Below are 16,060 nucleotides of genomic sequence, written 5' to 3'. Positions count from 1 at the left end.
CCGTCCGCGTCGTCCAGCCCCTCCCGCCCCGCCCCGGCGCAGCCCGGCCTCGCGGCGCCGCTGGCCGAGGCGCCGCCCGCCCCCGATGCGCCGGTCGCCCCGCGCGAGGAAACCTTTGCGGCGCTGGCCCCCGGCCAACTCGCCGCCGGTGCGGGCGGTGCTGCACCCGCGACGCCCGCCGCCTCGGCTCAAGGCGGTCTCGCGGCACCGCTTGCCGACGCCGCGCCGCTGATCCTGCCCGAAGCCTTCCGCCCCCCGCCGGTCCAGGAAGAGCCGCCGATCCGCCTGGCCGCCCTGTCCTGGGAAACCCGCGGGATCATCGCGATCAACGCGCTGACGGTCGACCGCATTCGCCTGCAGGGCAACGAGGTGGCGCCCGACAGCGATCAGGGCCGCGCGATCCTGTCCGCCATCGACCCGGCGCTCGGCGGCACGGCGGTGCCGGCGATGGACCCGAAGGAACTCGCAAGCCTGACCCAGGCAGAACTGAAACGGCTCGGCTGCTATCAGATGCGGGTGGATGGCGACTGGGGCCGCGGTTCGCAGACGGCGCTGACCAGCTATTTCCTGGCCAAGAAGACGGTGCCCGACAGCCTCGACCCGACGCCCGGCCTGCTGGAGCAGCTGCGGGCCGAGGACAAGGTCGTCTGCCAGGTGCGGGTGGCGACCGCCAAGCCCAAGGTGCCGAAGCCGAAGGTGACCGAGGCCGCCGCCAGCAGCAGCGCCGGCGGCACCCGCAAGAAGGCCTCTGCCCCCGCGCCGCAGGCCAAGCAGGTCGAGAAATCGCTGAAGACGATCATGGGCGGGTTCTGACGGCGGGGCCGCGATGCAGATCGATCCCCGCTTTCGCGCCGCACGGGCGCAGGCGCAGCGCCGCCGCAGCCGGGGCCGCTGGCGCTGGATGGCGCTGGCGCTCGTCGCGGGCCTGATGGTGCCGGCCGGGCTGTGGCAGGCGGGGCTGCTGTCAATCGGACCCCGCGCCACCGCGCCTGCCCCCGATCCCGATGCGGTGGCGGCGGACGAGGCGGCGGCGGCCTACGCCTCGGTCTTCATCGACGTGCCGGGCGACCCGATGATCCTGCATTTCGATTCCGACGCGGGGGCGGAAAACGCGCGGCGGCTGCTGCGCCCGCTGACGATCCCGGCGGACCGGGCGGGCAGTGACCTGATGCTGGTGCGCGACACGCTGCTGATCCGCGACGAACGTCTGATGACCACGCTGCCCTCCAGCCGCGAGGATTTCGCCTTCTTCCAGGCGCAGCGCACCGCCCCGGCCGCGCAGCCCGCGCCCAGCCCGGTCTTGGCGCAGACCGGGCAGCAGGCCGAAAAGGTGGTGACGGTCGCCGCCGATGCCGATGCCAGCTGGGGCGAGACGCTGGCGGGCGAACCCGCCGCCGCCGTCAGCTTTGCCCAGACCCGGATCGAGAACACCACGAGCCTTGCCTATGTCAGGCCCGAGGCGCAGCGGCGGCCGGCCTATGCCGACATGTTCCTGCGCCTGTCGGCGCCGCAGGATCTGGCCTCGGTCCTGACCGGGCAGGGGCTGGACGCGGCCGCAAGCGCCGCCTTCGCCGAAGGCGCGGCCGCCGCGCTGCCGGGCAGCGACCAGCTGGCCGCCGGCACCATCGTGGCCATCCGCGCGGTGCCCGAGGGCGAGGCGCAGGCGCCGGTGCAACTGTCGCTCTACACCCGCGACGACTATATCGGCAGCCTCGCGCGCGAGGGGCGGCAGGTGGTGGTCGCGGCCGACCCTTGGGTCGAGGAGGACCTGTTCTCTTTCGCGGGCGACCGCGGCCCGGTCGCGGCGGGCGAGCCGCCGAAGTTCCGGCTGCTCGACGCCTTCTACAGCGCCGCGATCCGCAATGGCGTGCCCTCGGGTGTGGTGGGCGAAAGCATCGTGCTGATGTCGCAGGCCTTCGACATGGAGAGTTTCGCCACGCCGAACGACCGGATGGCGCTGCTTTATGCGCCGGAACCGGGCTCTGCCGGGCCGGGGCCGGGGCAGGTGCTGTATGCGGCCATCGACCGGGGCGGATCGCGGCTGGAATGCCATGTCTTCCGCCCGGCCGACAGCGGCGAGTTCCGCTGCTTCGGCGCCCCGGGCGCGGCGGGGGCGGCCATCGGCGGCGCGCTGCGGGCGGGGATGCTGACCCCGGTGAACGGGGTGCTGACCTCGGGCTTCGGGCCGCGGATGCATCCGGTGCTGAAGGTGGCGCGGCTGCATCGCGGCGTGGACTGGGCCGCGCCCGTGGGCACGCCCGTCGTCGCGGCCTTCGACGGCGAGGTGGCCTTTGCCGGCGATGGCGGCGGCTATGGCAACCTTGTCCGCATCGCCCATGCCAACGGGACCGAGACGCGCTATGCCCATCTGTCCGCCTTTGCCGAGGGGCTGGCGGTGGGGCAGCGGCTGCGCGCGGGCGATCCCATCGGCTTTGTCGGCACCACGGGCCTGTCCACCGGCCCGCATCTGCATTTCGAGCTCTACGAGCGCGGCGACAGCGTCGATCCCTTCACCTCGGGCGCGGTGGTGGCGGGCGGGGCCGTCGATCTGGTCACCGACCGGATCATCCATGTGGAAAGCGCCGGCAATGCCGCGGCGAAGAACGCGCTGTCCACCGCGACGGGTCTCGGCCAGTTCGTCGAGGCGACATGGCTGCGGATGATGCGGACCTATCGCCCCGACCTCGCCGGCAGCCTGACCCGCGAAGAGTTGCTGGCGCTTCGGCTCGATCCCTCGATCTCGCGCGAGATGGTGGCGAACCTCGCGCGCGAGGGCGAGGCCTATCTGCGCGCCCGCGGGCACGAGATCACGCCGGGGCGGCTGTACCTGTGCCACTTCCTCGGGGCCGAGGGCGCGCATGCGGTGCTGTCGGCGGCGGATGACATGATGCTGGATGTGCTGCTGGGGCAGGCGGTGGTGGCGGCCAATCCTTTCCTGAAGGGGCATGACGTGGCCTTCGTGAAGGGCTGGGCGGACCAGAAGATGGGCGGTGCGGCGGCGGTGCGCGTCGCGGTGGTGCCGCCCGAGGTCCGGGCCTATGAACAGGTGATCGACACGATCCTGGAGGGCGCATGACGGGCGGGTGGCGGATCGGGGTGCTGGCGGTCGCGATGGCGCTGCTGGTCTTGGGCGGAGGACGGGCGGCGATGGCCGAAATGGTGCTGTGTTCGCAATTCGAAGGGCGGCTGGTCCGGGCCGATGGCAGCCCCGCCGCGGGTATTCCGGTGCGGCGGGACTGGCGCTGGTCGTTCCGGGACAGGACGGGCAGCGACAGCGTCACCACCGATGCCGAGGGCCGTTTCCGTTTCGACGAGGTGCGGGGCCGGTCGATGCTGGGCGGGCTGTTGCCGCATGAACCGCGCATCCTGCAGACGGTCACGGCCGGATCCGGCGGCGACGAGACGATCCTCTGGCGCAGCCAGAAGGCGAATTACGCGCCCTGGGGCGAATTCGGCGGCAGCCCGCGCCGCCTGATCTGCACCTATGGCGCCACCCCCGACTATGACGGCCCCGCCTACGGGACCTGCCGTTTCGAATGACCTGACCCTTTTCGAACCCGAGTCCCTACCATGCCCCAAGTTCTCAGCCCCGCGCTTTCGGCCAGTCTGGCGCAGGCCGTCTATGACGTGCGGCTGATGCCGGATGTGGAGGCGGCGGTGCGCGACCGTCTGGCCGCGCGCGGGCTGGAGGCCGGCGACGCGGCGGGCCGCGATCAGGTCGAGGCGCTGACGACCGAGATCGTCGAGGATTTCGAGTTGCGCACCAGTGCCATTTCCGGCCTGTCCGGCTTCATCGGCACGCGCGACAGTTCGGGTTTTGCCATGGTCCTGCATGGCAAGGGCCGGCGGCGGGGCGAGGCGGCGGTGGTCTTTCGCGGCACCCAGACCACGGGCGACTGGCTGTCCAATGCCAATTATCGCGGCAGCCCCGGCCCCTTCGGCGGCTTCGTCCATACCGGCTTTCAGGACATCTACCTGAGCCTCGAACGCGAGGTGATGGCGCGGATGCGGCAGGGTGACCCGTCGCGACTGCATGTCGTGGGCCATTCGCTGGGCGGCGCCATCGCGCATCTTTTCGCCGGGCGCGTGGTGGAACGCAGCATCGCGGCGGTCGAGCTGTATACCTTCGGGGCGCCGCGCAGCGGGGGCGACACCTTCGTGCGGGAACTGACCGCGCGGGTGGGCGAGGGCTACATGCACCGGGTGCAGGCCGAAAACGACCCGGTGCCGATGGTGCCGATCTGGCCCTATGTCCATGCGCCGCTGTCGGGTGCGGTGCTGAAGGTGGCGGGCGTGGGCGGCACGATCTCGGTCGATGCGCATCTGATGCCGCATTACATCCGCGAGGTCGGGCAGTTGGACTGGGCGCGGCTGGCCAGCGCCTGGTCGCCGCCGCCGGTCAAGACGCTGTCGGAACTGATCGCCGAGGCGCGGGCCGAAAGCAGCTTTCCCTATTCCAAGCTGGCGCTGAAGGCCCTGGGCAAGGCGCTGGAACTGGTGCTGCTGTCGGTGGGCGTGTCGATCGCGGCGACGCTGGCGACGGGGGTGACCTTCCTCGACCTGCTGGCGAAATCGCTGATCCGGCTGGCGGCGCTCGGGGCCGAGATGGCGGAATACGCGGTGGAGATCCTGAGGATCGCCGCGCGCTGGATCGGCCTGACCCTGACCGTCACCGCGCGCGACCTGTCGATCGCGCTGGTGCGCTTCGTGCTGGACCTGCTGTTCCGCGCCATCGCCCGGCTGGCCCGCGGCGCGCTGGAAACGGTGGGGCGCCTGCGCTGAGACCTCAGCTCAGCGCATAGGTGAAGCGGTCTTCGGCCCGGTCCACCGTCACCTCCTGCAGCTTGTCGCCGCGGACCATGAAGCCCAGCACCTCGCGCGCCAGTTCCGGCAGGATCGAGTTGGTGATGATGTTGTCCACCATCCGCCCGCCGGAATCCGGATCGCGGCATTCCGACACGATATGGTCCAGCACCGCATCGGTATAGATCATCCGCGCGCCGTGGTTTTCCTTCATCCGCCGCACGATGGCGTTCAGCTTCAGCCGGGTGATGCCCGACAGCACCTCGGCCGACAGCGGGAAATAGGGGATGGTCACGATCCGCCCGATCAGCGCCGGCGGGAACACCCGCAGCAGCCAGGGCTTCAGCGCCTCGGACAGTTCGTCGACCGAGGGCCGCGTCTCGCCCTTTTCGGCCATGTCCATGATCGCCTCGGTCCCCACATTCGAGGTCAGCAGGATCACCGTGTTCTTGAAGTCGATCTGCCGGCCCGACCCGTCTTCCATGATCCCCTTGTCGAACACCTGAAAGAACAGTTCGTGCACGTCGCCATGGGCCTTTTCCACCTCGTCCAGCAGGACAACGGAATAGGGCTTGCGGCGCACCGCCTCGGTCAGGCGGCCGCCTTCGCCATAGCCGACATAACCGGGGGGCGCGCCCTTCAGCAGGCTGACGGAATGCGCCTCCTGGAATTCGCTCATGTTGATGGTGATGATGTTGCCCTCGCCGCCATAGACGGCCTCGGCCAGCGCCAGCGCGGTTTCGGTCTTGCCGACGCCCGAGGGACCGCACAGCATGAACACCCCGATGGGCTTGTTGGGGTTGGCGAGCTTGGCGCTGTTGGTCTCGATCCGCTTGGCGATCATTTCCAGCCCGTGATCCTGGCCGATGACGCGTTCCTTCAGCCGTTCGGGCAGGGTCAGGATCGCCTGCAACTGGTCGCTGACCATCTTGCCCGCCGGAATCCCCGTCCAGTCGGAAATGACCGAGGCCACGGCCTGCGCATCGACATGGGCATAGATCTTGCGGCTGTCGGGGTCGCGTGCCTGCAACTGGCGCACGCTGTCCATCGCCTGCGGGCGCAGGTCCTCGGCCGGTTCGGCGGGGGCATCTGCGGCGGCGGCGTCGGCCGGAGTGTCGGCTTCGGGGATGTCATCCTCCACCACAGCCGCGTCCTCTGCCTCGACGTCGTTCGCCGGTGCGGGCCGCGCGCCGGTGCCGCGGATGCGCGACCACAGGCCAAGCAGCCGGTCGACCAGCGACTTCTCCTCGCCGAACTCTGCCTCCAGCCGGGCGAGCGTCGCCTGTTCGCGCTCCAGCGCCTCGTGGATTTCTGCGATCCGGCTGCCCGCATCCTCTCCCAGATCGGCCTGCCGTTCCTTCGCCGCCAGCTCCGTCTCCAGCCCGGCGATGCGCGCCTTGCAATCCTCGATGGCGGCCGGCACCGTGGACTGGCTGATCGCCACCCGCGCGCAGGCGGTGTCGAGCAGCGAGACCGCCTTGTCCGGCAGTTGCCGCGCCGGCAGGTAGCGCGCCGACAGGTTCACCGCCGCCACCACCGCCTCGTCCGAGATGCGGACGCCGTGGTGATCCTCCATCGGGGCCAGGATGCCGCGCAGCATGTGGCAGGCGCGTTCGATGCTGGGCTCGTCGATGGTCACCGGCTGGAAGCGCCGGGTCATCGCCGGGTCCTTCTCGAAATACTTCGCGTATTCCATCCATGTCGTGGCGCCGATGGTGCGCAGGGTGCCGCGCGCCAGCGCCGGTTTCAGCAGGTTGGCGGCATCGCCGGTGCCCGCCGCGCCGCCCGCGCCCATCAGCGTATGGATCTCGTCGATGAACAGGATGATCGGCGTGGGCGAGCCCTGCACCTCGTCGATGACGGACCGCAGGCGCTGTTCGAACTCGCCCTTCATGCTGGCGCCCGCCTGCATCAGCCCGAGGTCGAGCATCCACAGCTTCGTTCCCTGCAGGCGCGGCGGCACCGTCCCCGCGGCCAGCCGCTGCGCGAAGCCCTCGACCACGGCGGTCTTGCCCACCCCGGCCTCGCCGGTCAGGATCGGGTTGTTCTGGCGGCGGCGCAGCAGGATGTCGACGATCTGGCGGATCTCGTCATCGCGCCCGACGATGGGGTCCATCTTGCCCGAGGCGGCGACCGCCGTCATGTCCACCGCGAAACGATCGAGCGCCGTGGTGCCGCGCGCGCCCGGCGCACCCGCCTCGCCCCCGGCGGCGGCGCGGCCGATGCCGGTGCCGTCCATCGGGCGCATGTCCTCTTCCTCGCTGTCCTTCCAGGCGCCCCGCGCCTCGCTGACCAGCAGGTCGACATTGATCTCGCCGAAGACCTTCGACATCTGCACCAGCTCGCGCCGCGTCTCGCGCGATTTCAGCCCCGCGACCAGCAGATGCCCGGTGCGGATCTGCGCCTCGCCGAACATCAGCGTCGCATAGTGCCAGCCCCGGTCGAGGATGTCGGTGATCTGGTCGGCGATCGAGGGCATCTCGGTCGCGTTCTTGCGCAGCGCCTCGATCACCGCGCTCAGGTCCTTCAGCAGCCGCGCCCGGTCCAGCCGGAAATGCTGCAGAGTGACCGAGATGTCGGATTTCGGGTTGCTGACGATATGAAACATCCAGTGCGACAGTTCCACATGCCGGTTGCCGTCGCCCTTGGCATGGCGCAGCGATTGCACGAAGGCGTCATAGCCCAGCCGGTTCAGCTTGCCGGCCACCGTTTCCAGACTGATGTCGGTCATCGCCCTTGTCCCCCTGTCACCGATCCCTCGGATTTCGTTCCTGTGCCGCGCCGGCGGAAAAGGCCGCGTCGGTCCGCATCTCGCCCGGCGCGCCGGGCGCCGGCGCCAGCCATGCCGTCCAGCCCACCGCAGCGCCGCCGCCCGCCGCCCCGCCCAGCCGGGCCGGCGGCAGCTGATCGGCCGGAAGGGCCGGCGCCACCTCTGCCTCGACCGAGGGGCCGAGATAGCGGTGCACCAGTTCCGCCAGCCGCGCGAAGGCGGCGGCGCCGGGCAGGAAACTTTCGTATTCCGGCAGGCTGCGCGTCTCGACGATGATGCGGATCTTGTCGTTGACGCTTTGCACCCGGCTGCCCAGCCGGGCATCGACGCCCAGGCAGACGCGCGCCCGGCCCATGCGGCTCAGATCGTCGGGCTCGAACTCCATCCACATCGGGCGGTGTTCCTCGATCCGGATGCGGGTGCCGAGCACGGTCTGCAGGATCTGGCGCAGGCGCACGGGGCTGGGCACCCGGCCGGTCGCCAGCCCCGCGACCGGCAGCAGCGCCATGTCGGGCACCCGGCCCATGTCGCGCAGCGCGGGCGAGGCCAGCCCGACGGGCGCCCCCAGCCAGGTGCGGAAGCCGTCGTCGGGATGGTCGAACTGGGTGATGCCGCGGGCATTGGCCCAGACCCGGTAGAACAGCTGCTGGAACCGCCCCGCGAAGAGGTCGGCGAAGCGCACGAAGGCCTCGTCGCGCTTCAGCAGCCACTGGCAGGCCTCGCCCGTCGTGGTCAGCGGCAGCGCCCCCTGCGGCCCGAAATAGCCGAGGAACCGCGCCCGCAACCGGGGGGGGCGGCCCTCGCGTTCGACATAGGCCGAGATATTGCTGTCGGGGAAGGCGAGGAACGGGTCCTGGCCCAGCGTCACCACCTCGTCCTTCAGGGTGCTGTTGCGGCCGATCCGCGGCTTGCCGGGCGCGCCCCTCTCGAACTCGCGCAGCACCGCGAGAAAGCCGAAGCGTTCGGGTGCGGCACGCAGCGCTGCGCGCCGGCTGCGCCGAGGCGCGACAGGGGGGGACCCGGCGGGCGGCAGGACGGTCACAGCAGCGGCCCCTGTCCGGTGCGGGGCGGCCAGACCTTCACCACCCCGCGCTGGTCGGACCGGATGACGACCTGGGTGAAGCTGTTGACGGCGGCATATTCCGCCATGAACCGGTCCAGCACCGCGCCCATCAGCAGGATGCCGCTGCCCTCGAAGGCGCGTTCGTCGAAGGTCAGCGTCACCTCGATTCCGCGCGCCGCATGATAGCCGCCCGCCCGCCGGATCGACCGGGTGATGGCGCGGCTGGCGATGCCCTTGATGCCGCGGATCTGCCGGTCGCTGATCTGGCTGGTGACATCGGTGAACAGCATCAGCATCTCGCGCAGGCCGGCGGCGCCGCCGTCGCCCGCCCGCTGGTCGAGCCCGAGGAAGTTCAGCGACAGATAGCTGATCAGCCGCCAGTTGACCGGCCCCGCGCTCAGCCGGTGACTGGGGTCGCGTTCCAGTTCGGGCACGCTCGCGCGGGGCGGGGTGGGTCCGGCGATGCAGCGCAGGGTGATCCGCGTGTCGTCGTTCAGGCGGAAATCGGCGCCGCCCTGCGCCAGCGGCAGATGCAGTGGCAGGTGGCGGTTCGAACACAGCGCCTTGATCTGCAGCCGCCGCAGCCGTTCGGTGCTGTCCAGCGCGGCGGGTTCGTAGATCGAGATCAGCGTTTCGGTGCCGGTATAGTCCTGCGGCTTGCCGAAACGGCGCTCGGCCGGCGGCTGCCGGCGGGGGCGCTGCCGGGCGGTGAAGAACAGTGCCTCCCGCGGGTTGCCCGCCACCGGCGGCGCGGCATAGAGCGGATGCACCGGCACCTTCGCCTCGGCATCCTCGTAATAGGCAAAGACCTCGCGGATGCGGTGCACCTCGTAATGCGAGGCGGGGCTGCTGTCGGGGCTGACGAGGAATTCGTGCCGCCGTTCGTCCAGCCGGGTCTGGCCGCAATTCTCCTCGAACAGGTTGATCGCCGGCGCGGCGAAGAGCCGGAAGTTCGACACCCCGATCCGGGCCGCCAGCGAGGGGCGCAGGCGGTCCATCTCGATCAGCAGGTCGAAGCCGGCGGCGGGCACGTGCGGCAGCACGCGGTCGAGCCCGGTCAGACGGATGCCGAGGAATTTCTGCGGGAAGGCGAAGAATTCCCGCAGCAGGGTGAAGCCGCGGAAGACGCGGGTGTCTTCGGGGAACAGCGCCTCGTCCTCGTCGAAGCCGATCTGTTCGATCTGGCCGGGGTCGAGCCGCAGGAACACCGGATCGCCCCGGTCGTCCAGATAGCGCAGGGTGACGCGGCTGACCGCGGCCACCAGATGTTCATACAGCGCGATGGTCTCGGCCGGGTCGCCGACGAGGTGGATGGGCAGCCGGCTGGCCCGGATCTCGCTGACCGGGCCGCCGGGCTTCGACGGGTCGCTGGTGGCCGGGCGGAAGAAGGACAGCCGCAGCCCGCCCGCCGTGCTGTCCCCGACATCGAGCCCGAGCGCCTGAAACCCCGCCGCCCCGGCGACGACCTCGGCGGCCGACAGGCGCAGCGGCCACATCTCCAGCGGGGCGGCGAGGCGATAGCGGCAGGCGATGCGCTGGTCGCGGTCCAGATAGCGCGCGTCGAGATAGGCGCCGGCCGGAAAGCGCATGCCCTTGGCGAGGTTGGTGTCGCCGTACAGGGGATCGGCCTCGACCATCAGGCAGCTTGGCAGCGGCGCCATCAGGTTGGGCAGCAGCTGGTCCAGCATCTCGTCGGTGAAGGTGCGGAACTCGCTGTCGATCAGCAGCTGGATGCGCGCCGCCATGAAGGCCGCGCCTTCCAGCAGCCCGGCGATCGCGGGGTCCATATTGGTCTGGGTGAGGCCGCCCAGACGTTCGGCGATGCCGGGAAAATCCTCGGCGAATTCGCGCGACCGTTCGTAGAGCAGCCCCAGTTCGCGGTTATAGGCATCGAGGAAGGCGCGGTTCATCCCTGCACCTTCAGGTCCGACATGCTGATCTTGCCCGCGCCGGTATCGACCTCGGCCACGAATTGCAGCGGCACGTCCACCGGATGCGCGGCCATCTCGGCCTTGATGTCGAAGGCGATGCGCTGCTGCGCATCCTCGCTGGCCCGGCGCAGGCGGATCTCCACCGAACCGGGGATCAGCCGCGGCTCGTGCGCGATCAGCATGTCGCGCAGGTCCGACAGCACCCGCTTGTTCTGGATGTCCGAGGTGCCCAGCCGGTGCATGTCCTGCACCCCGTAGTTCAGCACCGACCGCCGCACCCGGTCGAAACCTTCGAGGTCCAGCGTCGCGGCAAGGTGGATGGTGCTGAGGAGATTGGCCAGATCATGCGCCAGATGGTCGCGCAGCGTCGCCTGGCTGGCCCCCTCGCGCCGCTCGACCGACCGCTGCGACAGCAGGCGCTCGCCCTCGGCGTCGCTCATGCCCGTCGCGGTCGCGTCGCGGCTTTCCGCGGCACGCCGGAAGACGTTCATCAGCGAAATCTGGTAGTGGCCCTGACCCTGTCGCATCGCATGTCCGCAGCGCACCGGCCCGCATGGCGCGCGGCATCGGCGCGCCTGCCGCGATGCCGGCCGAAGGGGGCCGGCGCCGGCGCCCGCCCCCCCTGTTCCGCGAAGACCCGTCTCAGAAGATGATGTTCTTCGGGATGTTCCAGCCGGCAGAGGAACGGCCGGTCTCGCCGCCATCCGAACCCTGGCGGATATAGGTGATGCGGAAGCGCGCGAAGTTGATCGAGACGCTTTCCGTCAGCCGGTCCAGCCCGTCCGAGGCACCCGCAATGCTGTAGTTCGAGATGATCACATCCTCGAACTCGATGTAGTAATAGATCAGCGGCTTGGTGCCGCCGGCCTTGCGCACCGTCAGGATCGCGGTCGGGATGTGGTCGCCGCCGCAGATCTGCTTGATGATCTCGTTCGAGGCAAGATCGACATACTTGTTCAGCGTCAGGTCCGCGACCTGAACCTTGCCGCTGCCGCCGCCGGTGCTCTGGTGCATGGTGCCCGACTGGCTCATGCCCCAGGACCAGCTGAGGATGTCCATCTGGTCCTTCAGCGGGGCGCCCAGACCGTCGACGCCATCGTCGATGGACTCGCCCTTGATCTTGTCACCCAGCTTGAAAAAAATGTCGACTGCCATCAGTCTTCTCCTATTGAACAAGGTTTTGCGGGGCCGGCCTCATCCGGCCCCAACAAGTCACTGGCCGCCCGGAAGCTTCGACACGAGGCTCATGCCGATATCCATGCCTTCGAGCTGGAAATGCGGACGCAGAAAGAACTTGCCCATGTAGTAGCCGGGATTTTCCTCATCCGCGATCACTTCGACCTTGGCCGCCGCAAGCGGCATCATGGCCTTCTCGCGTTCGCTGGCCGAGGCCGGGTTGGCATGGACATACTTGCTGATCCAGGCCTGCAGATCGCGCTGAAGCTGCTCGCGCTCGCGGTTGCTGCCGATCTGGTCGCGCACCATGCATTTCAGGTAATGGCTGAAACGCGACACCGCGAAGATGTAGGGCAGGCGGGACGAAATATTGTCCGACGCCGTCGCTTCCTCGGTCTGGTACTTCTTCGGGCGGTAGATCGACTGGGCGCCGATGAAGGCGGCGCGGTCGGTGTTCTTGCGGTGGATCAGGCCGATCAGCCCCGATTTCGACAGCTCGCCCTCGCGCCGGTCGCTGATCGCATATTCGGTGGGGCATTTCATGTCCACCGACCCGTCGCCGGTGTCGAAATTGTGCACCGGCAGGTTCGACACCTCGCCGCCGGATTCGACGCCGCGGATCATTACCGTCCAGCCGTATTCCTTGTGGGCGCGGTTGATGTTCACCGCCATCGCATGGGCCGCGTTCATCCAGGCATAATGCTTGCCGCCATGGCCGTCGGTGTCTTCCTCGAAGGCGAATTCGTCCACGGGCGTGCCGTTCTGCCCGTAGGGTTCACGCGACAGGACGCGCGGCAGGGTCAGGCCGATATAGCGCGAATTCTCGCTGTCGCGCAGCGAGTTCCAGCCCGCATAGTCCGGCGTGTCGAAGACGGTCGACAGGTCGCGCGGATTGCCAAGCTCGTTCCAGCTGTCCATGCCCAGAAGGGCGGGCGCGGCCGAGGACAGGAAGGGCGCGTGCGAGGCGGCGGCGATCTTGCCAAGATCGCGCAGCAGCCGCACGTCCGACGAGGAATGGTCGAAGTAGAAGTCGCCCACGATGCAGCCATAGGGCTGCCCGCCCAGCTGGCCGAATTCCGCCTCGTAGAGTTTCTTGAACAGCGGGCTCTGGTCCCACTTCGCGCCCGGATAGGCCCGCAATTCGCGGTCCAGTTCCTGCTTGGACACGTTCATCACGTGGATCTTCAGGCTGGCGTCGGTTTCGGAATGGTTGACCGTATAGGCCAGCCCCCGCCACGAGCTTTCCAGCTTCTGGTATTCCTCGTTGTGGATGATCTCGTTGACCTGCGCCGACAGCTTTTCGTCCAGCTTGGCGATCATCCGGTCGATGGTGTCGAGCACGTCATCCGCGACGAGGCTTTCGTCGGTCAGCGCCTCGCGCACCAGGGTGCCGACGGCATTCTCGACCTCCCGGGCGGCGACATCGGTGCGCGGCTTGAAATTCTGCTTGAGGATCGCCGAGAACTCGTCGAGTTCGCTGAGCGCCGCCGTGCCGCCGCCTTCGCGCTGGATTTCCGTGGCCATGATACTGTCCCGCTGGATTGGTCTTCAATGAAACGGCCCGCGCAATGCGGGCCGGCACAGATCATTCTTCGTCGCTGTCGGCCGGTTTCGACCCGGCGCGCCGTTCGTCCAGCGCCGCCATCAGCTGCGGATCGGACAGCAGCGCCTTCAGCTGGTCCTGCGCCGCGACCTTGCCGTTCATGTAGCGCTGCAGGTTGGCCAGTTGCTGACGCGCCTCGAGCAGCTTGGCCAGCGCCGGCACCTGGCGCGCGATCTCGCCCGGGCTGAGATCCGACATCTTGTTGAAGGTCAGGGTCAGGCTGATCTTGTCGCCCGCCTCGGGGTCGAGCGTGTTCTTGACCGTCATCGCCACCGAGGGCTTCACGCTTTCCATGTAATCGTCCAGCGTGTCCTGGCTGATCGGGGTCAGCTTGCGGTCGGCGACCGGGGGCTTTTCGACCGGCGAGGCATTACCCGAAAGATCGGACATCACCGCCATGACGAAAGGCAGTTCGACCTGCTTCTGTTCGTTGTGGGGGTCAGCATAGCTGATCTGGACGCGCGGTGGCCGGTTGCGCTTGATAAAGCCCGTCGCCGAGTCGGACGTCATCGGAAAACTCCCATAAAAGAACGCGCTGATGAAAGACCGCCCTGCGTCATTCTGTCAACAGGGACCGAAGCAATCCGGTCTGTTTCCCTGACCCTAGGGCAGCAGCTCGCGAACCAGCGCGTGAAAATCCTTGCCCAGCAGGTTGCGCGCCTTGAACAGCAGGATCGGCACCGGGCTGGCGGGTTCGCGCATGCGCAGGAAATCCTCTACCGCCTTCAGCGCCTCGGCCACCTGTTCGCGGGCGACGAAATCCGGCAGCTCGGGCAGGGGGGTGGGGTCGTCTTCGGCCAACGCGGTGGACCCGGTCTGCCCCGACAGGTTGCGCAGCCGCGACATCCGCAGCTGGAACCCGTCGGTGCCCAGGGTCAGCACCGCGCGGTCGGCATTGTTTTCCATCAGCACGTCGATCGCCTCGACCAGCGGCCGGCCGATCAGCAGCCGCGCCTGCGTCACCAGCACCGCCGACAGGGCCGCGGGTTCGAACCGGGCGAAATAGCGCCCCGCCTGGTCCAGCACCGCGGCGGCGGCGCGATGGTCGGCGATGACCACCGCCGCAAGCGGCGCGGCCGCGGGCAGGCCCGCCGCGGCGAAGGCACCGCCCGCCGCCGTGCCGGCCGCAGGGGCATCCCCGGCCGCGGCCCCGCCCGGCCCCTCGCCGCCGGTCGGTGCGGCGCCCCCGGGCACGAGGTCGGGCCGCGCGGTGCGGACCATCTCGATCATGTCCTGCAGCCGCGCCGTCAGCTTGTCGAGCCGCGGCGTGAAGGGATCGGTCCCGGACTTGCAGGCGGCGGAGATCCGGTTCAGCGCGCCCGCCAGGTCGACCAGCTGCCCATGCAGCGCGTCCACGGCCTCGGTATTGTCGGCGGCGGACAGTGCCTGCTGCACCAGCGCCGCATTGCCCGCGGCCTCGCCCGGGCGCACCGCCAGCTTGCCCGTGCCCGTGGCATAGGCGCGGTAGAGGATGTCGCCCGCGCGCCGGTCGGTGAACAGCGCCGCATATTCCAGCGGCTGCACGACGGTGGCCGAGGTGTCGAGTTCCTCGATCGCGTTGCGGCGGTCGGTGGCATCGGTCGGATGCACCGCCTCGGGCCATGTCTCCAGCAGCGCGGCGATGGCCCCCACCGCCGCGGCGAAGGCGCGGAACCGTCCGGCGAGGATCTGGAACTTCGCCTCGATCACGATCAGCCGGATGTCGCGGCTGCGGTTGAGCAGCGCGTCGAGCGACGCGGTCTCGGCCCGCCAGTCGATGCTGCGGGGGTCGAACAGCTCGTTGCGGGCGATGTTGAAATAGGCCGTCGGCAGACGGTCCTCGACGTTGAAATAGTAGTCGAGGAAGGCGTCGTCGTCCTCGGCCAGCAGATCGGGGCCGCAGGGCTGGTCGGGATCGACGGGGCGCAGCAGATCCTCGGTCTTCACGGCTGCGCCTCCGGCTGCGGCGGGCGGGACCGGCCCGCGCGCTGACATCGCGACCGGAACTGCCGGCCGTCCGGGCCGCAGCATAGGCCGCGCCCCGTTCGGCGGTCAACGCGGCTGCCGGCAGGGGCCGTCACGGCTCGCCCGAGGTCTTGACCGCCGCATCATAGGCTTCGGCGAAATAAAGCAGGAACAGGTCCAGCATGCCGTTTTCATGCGGATGGGTCTTGGCGTCCCAGCGTTCCACGAAGGTGTCCCAGGCCCGCGACTTCTTCGAGGTGACGATCCCGCCCGAGATGCGCTGTTCGATTGCCTCGGGGGCGAGGTCTTCCAGCAGCCGCGCCAGTGCCGGCTGCATCGCGGCATAGACGGCGGTCTGGTGACGGCGGATATCGTCGAAGCCCTGGTCCAGAGCGGCGGTGGCGGACAGATAGGCGTCGGACCGCTGCACGAACATCGTCTCCAGCGCCTCGGTCGCGGTTGGCTTGAACTTCAGCGGGCTGTTGTTCAGGCCGCCGATCATGGTGCGGCTGCCGCTTTTCACGAATTGCTTGGCAGCGGCCCGCGCGCCCAGAAGGGCCATCAGCGCCTCGACCGTGATCCGGAGCGAGCGGCCGATCTCTTCCCCCAGTTCCGCCGGATCCCGGCGCGCCAGCGCCCCGGCGGGCAGGCCCGCGCCCCGGCAGATCCCGTCCAGCAGCGCATCATGGCCCGCCGCGGCGCGGGGCGCGGCGCCCGAGGCGGCGGTGACGGGGGCCGCCGGGGCGGGGTCCGACGGCCGCGACGGGCGG

12 protein-coding genes and 1 pseudogene are annotated in these 16,060 nt (G+C 69.4%); 4 read left to right on the top strand and 9 right to left on the bottom strand.

Features of this window, described 5'->3' with window-relative positions; genetic code table 11:
* From EEY80_RS20245 to EEY80_RS19790, 4 genes and pseudogenes are all read left to right on the top strand, one after another.
* Positions 1-813 (top strand): annotated as a pseudogene (locus tag EEY80_RS20245) (hypothetical protein); the annotation flags it as partial.
* A 13-nt stretch (positions 814-826) separates the two neighbouring features.
* Positions 827-3,076 (top strand): M23 family metallopeptidase, encoded by a 2,250-nt coding sequence (locus tag EEY80_RS19800; protein WP_126979649.1) that lies wholly within the window; start codon positions 827-829, stop codon positions 3,074-3,076.
* Entirely contained in the window at positions 3,073-3,540 is a 468-nt protein-coding gene (locus tag EEY80_RS19795; protein WP_126979647.1) for a DUF6795 domain-containing protein, read from the top strand. The genes EEY80_RS19800 and EEY80_RS19795 overlap by 4 nt, the downstream gene beginning before the upstream one ends.
* Positions 3,541-3,570: 30 nt before the next feature.
* On the top strand, positions 3,571-4,782 hold the full coding sequence (locus EEY80_RS19790) for a lipase family protein (RefSeq protein ID WP_126979645.1): 1,212 nt from the start codon (positions 3,571-3,573) through the stop codon (positions 4,780-4,782).
* A 4-nt stretch (positions 4,783-4,786) separates the two neighbouring features.
* Here the strand turns inward: EEY80_RS19790 and tssH are convergent, their stop codons facing one another.
* The 9 genes from tssH to tagH form a co-directional block, all read right to left on the bottom strand.
* The gene (tssH, locus tag EEY80_RS19785) at positions 4,787-7,534 is read right to left on the bottom strand and encodes a type VI secretion system ATPase TssH (protein WP_126979643.1); all 2,748 of its coding nucleotides are present in this window, start codon (positions 7,532-7,534) and stop codon (positions 4,787-4,789) included.
* A gap of 16 nt (positions 7,535-7,550) precedes the next feature.
* Positions 7,551-8,615 (bottom strand): type VI secretion system baseplate subunit TssG, encoded by a 1,065-nt coding sequence (gene tssG, locus EEY80_RS19780; protein WP_164738340.1) that lies wholly within the window; start codon positions 8,613-8,615, stop codon positions 7,551-7,553.
* Positions 8,612-10,546, bottom strand: coding sequence for a type VI secretion system baseplate subunit TssF (tssF, locus tag EEY80_RS19775; protein ID WP_126979641.1), 1,935 nt, complete (start codon positions 10,544-10,546; stop codon positions 8,612-8,614). Before tssF ends, tssG begins: the two co-directional genes overlap by 4 nt.
* On the bottom strand, positions 10,543-11,094 hold the full coding sequence (gene tssE / locus EEY80_RS19770; RefSeq protein WP_164738339.1) for a type VI secretion system baseplate subunit TssE: 552 nt from the start codon (positions 11,092-11,094) through the stop codon (positions 10,543-10,545). Before tssE ends, tssF begins: the two co-directional genes overlap by 4 nt.
* 115 nt (positions 11,095-11,209) lie before the next feature.
* Positions 11,210-11,722 carry an Hcp family type VI secretion system effector gene (locus tag EEY80_RS19765; RefSeq protein WP_126979637.1) on the bottom strand — a complete coding sequence of 171 codons (513 nt, stop codon included), beginning with the start codon at positions 11,720-11,722 and terminating at the stop codon, positions 11,210-11,212.
* Positions 11,723-11,779: 57 nt separating this feature from the next.
* Positions 11,780-13,267 carry a type VI secretion system contractile sheath large subunit gene (gene tssC, locus EEY80_RS19760; protein ID WP_126979635.1) on the bottom strand — a complete coding sequence of 496 codons (1,488 nt, stop codon included), beginning with the start codon at positions 13,265-13,267 and terminating at the stop codon, positions 11,780-11,782.
* Positions 13,268-13,328: 61 nt separating this feature from the next.
* Positions 13,329-13,856 carry a type VI secretion system contractile sheath small subunit gene (gene tssB / locus EEY80_RS19755; protein ID WP_126979633.1) on the bottom strand — a complete coding sequence of 176 codons (528 nt, stop codon included), beginning with the start codon at positions 13,854-13,856 and terminating at the stop codon, positions 13,329-13,331.
* A gap of 93 nt (positions 13,857-13,949) precedes the next feature.
* On the bottom strand, positions 13,950-15,272 hold the full coding sequence (locus EEY80_RS19750; RefSeq protein WP_164738338.1) for a type VI secretion system protein TssA: 1,323 nt from the start codon (positions 15,270-15,272) through the stop codon (positions 13,950-13,952).
* A 130-nt stretch (positions 15,273-15,402) separates the two neighbouring features.
* Positions 15,403-16,060: type VI secretion system-associated FHA domain protein TagH (gene tagH / locus EEY80_RS19745; protein WP_126979629.1), on the bottom strand; the 658-nt coding region annotated here is incomplete at its 5' end.

It is taken from the genome of Frigidibacter oleivorans, from assembly GCF_003993775.1.
GTDB classification, from domain to species: domain Bacteria; phylum Pseudomonadota; class Alphaproteobacteria; order Rhodobacterales; family Rhodobacteraceae; genus Frigidibacter; species Frigidibacter oleivorans.
Note: the sequence above shows the minus strand (reverse complement) of the source record. Positions and strands in the feature narration are given on the sequence as shown.

Bases quoted from the DNA above. Each gene is read 5' to 3' on its own strand.
- tssC (WP_126979635.1), bottom strand. From the start codon at position 13,267: ATGGCCACGGAAATCCAGCGCGAAGGCGGCGGCACGGCGGCGCTCAGC.
- tssF (WP_126979641.1), bottom strand. From the start codon at position 10,546: ATGAACCGCGCCTTCCTCGATGCCTATAACCGCGAACTGGGGCTGCTC.
- EEY80_RS19790 (WP_126979645.1), top strand. From the start codon at position 3,571: ATGCCCCAAGTTCTCAGCCCCGCGCTTTCGGCCAGTCTGGCGCAGGCC.
- tssH (WP_126979643.1), bottom strand. From the start codon at position 7,534: ATGACCGACATCAGTCTGGAAACGGTGGCCGGCAAGCTGAACCGGCTG.
- tssE (WP_164738339.1), bottom strand. From the start codon at position 11,094: ATGCGACAGGGTCAGGGCCACTACCAGATTTCGCTGATGAACGTCTTC.
- EEY80_RS19800 (WP_126979649.1), top strand. From the start codon at position 827: ATGCAGATCGATCCCCGCTTTCGCGCCGCACGGGCGCAGGCGCAGCGC.
- EEY80_RS19765 (WP_126979637.1), bottom strand. From the start codon at position 11,722: ATGGCAGTCGACATTTTTTTCAAGCTGGGTGACAAGATCAAGGGCGAG.
- tssB (WP_126979633.1), bottom strand. From the start codon at position 13,856: ATGACGTCCGACTCGGCGACGGGCTTTATCAAGCGCAACCGGCCACCG.
- EEY80_RS19795 (WP_126979647.1), top strand. From the start codon at position 3,073: ATGACGGGCGGGTGGCGGATCGGGGTGCTGGCGGTCGCGATGGCGCTG.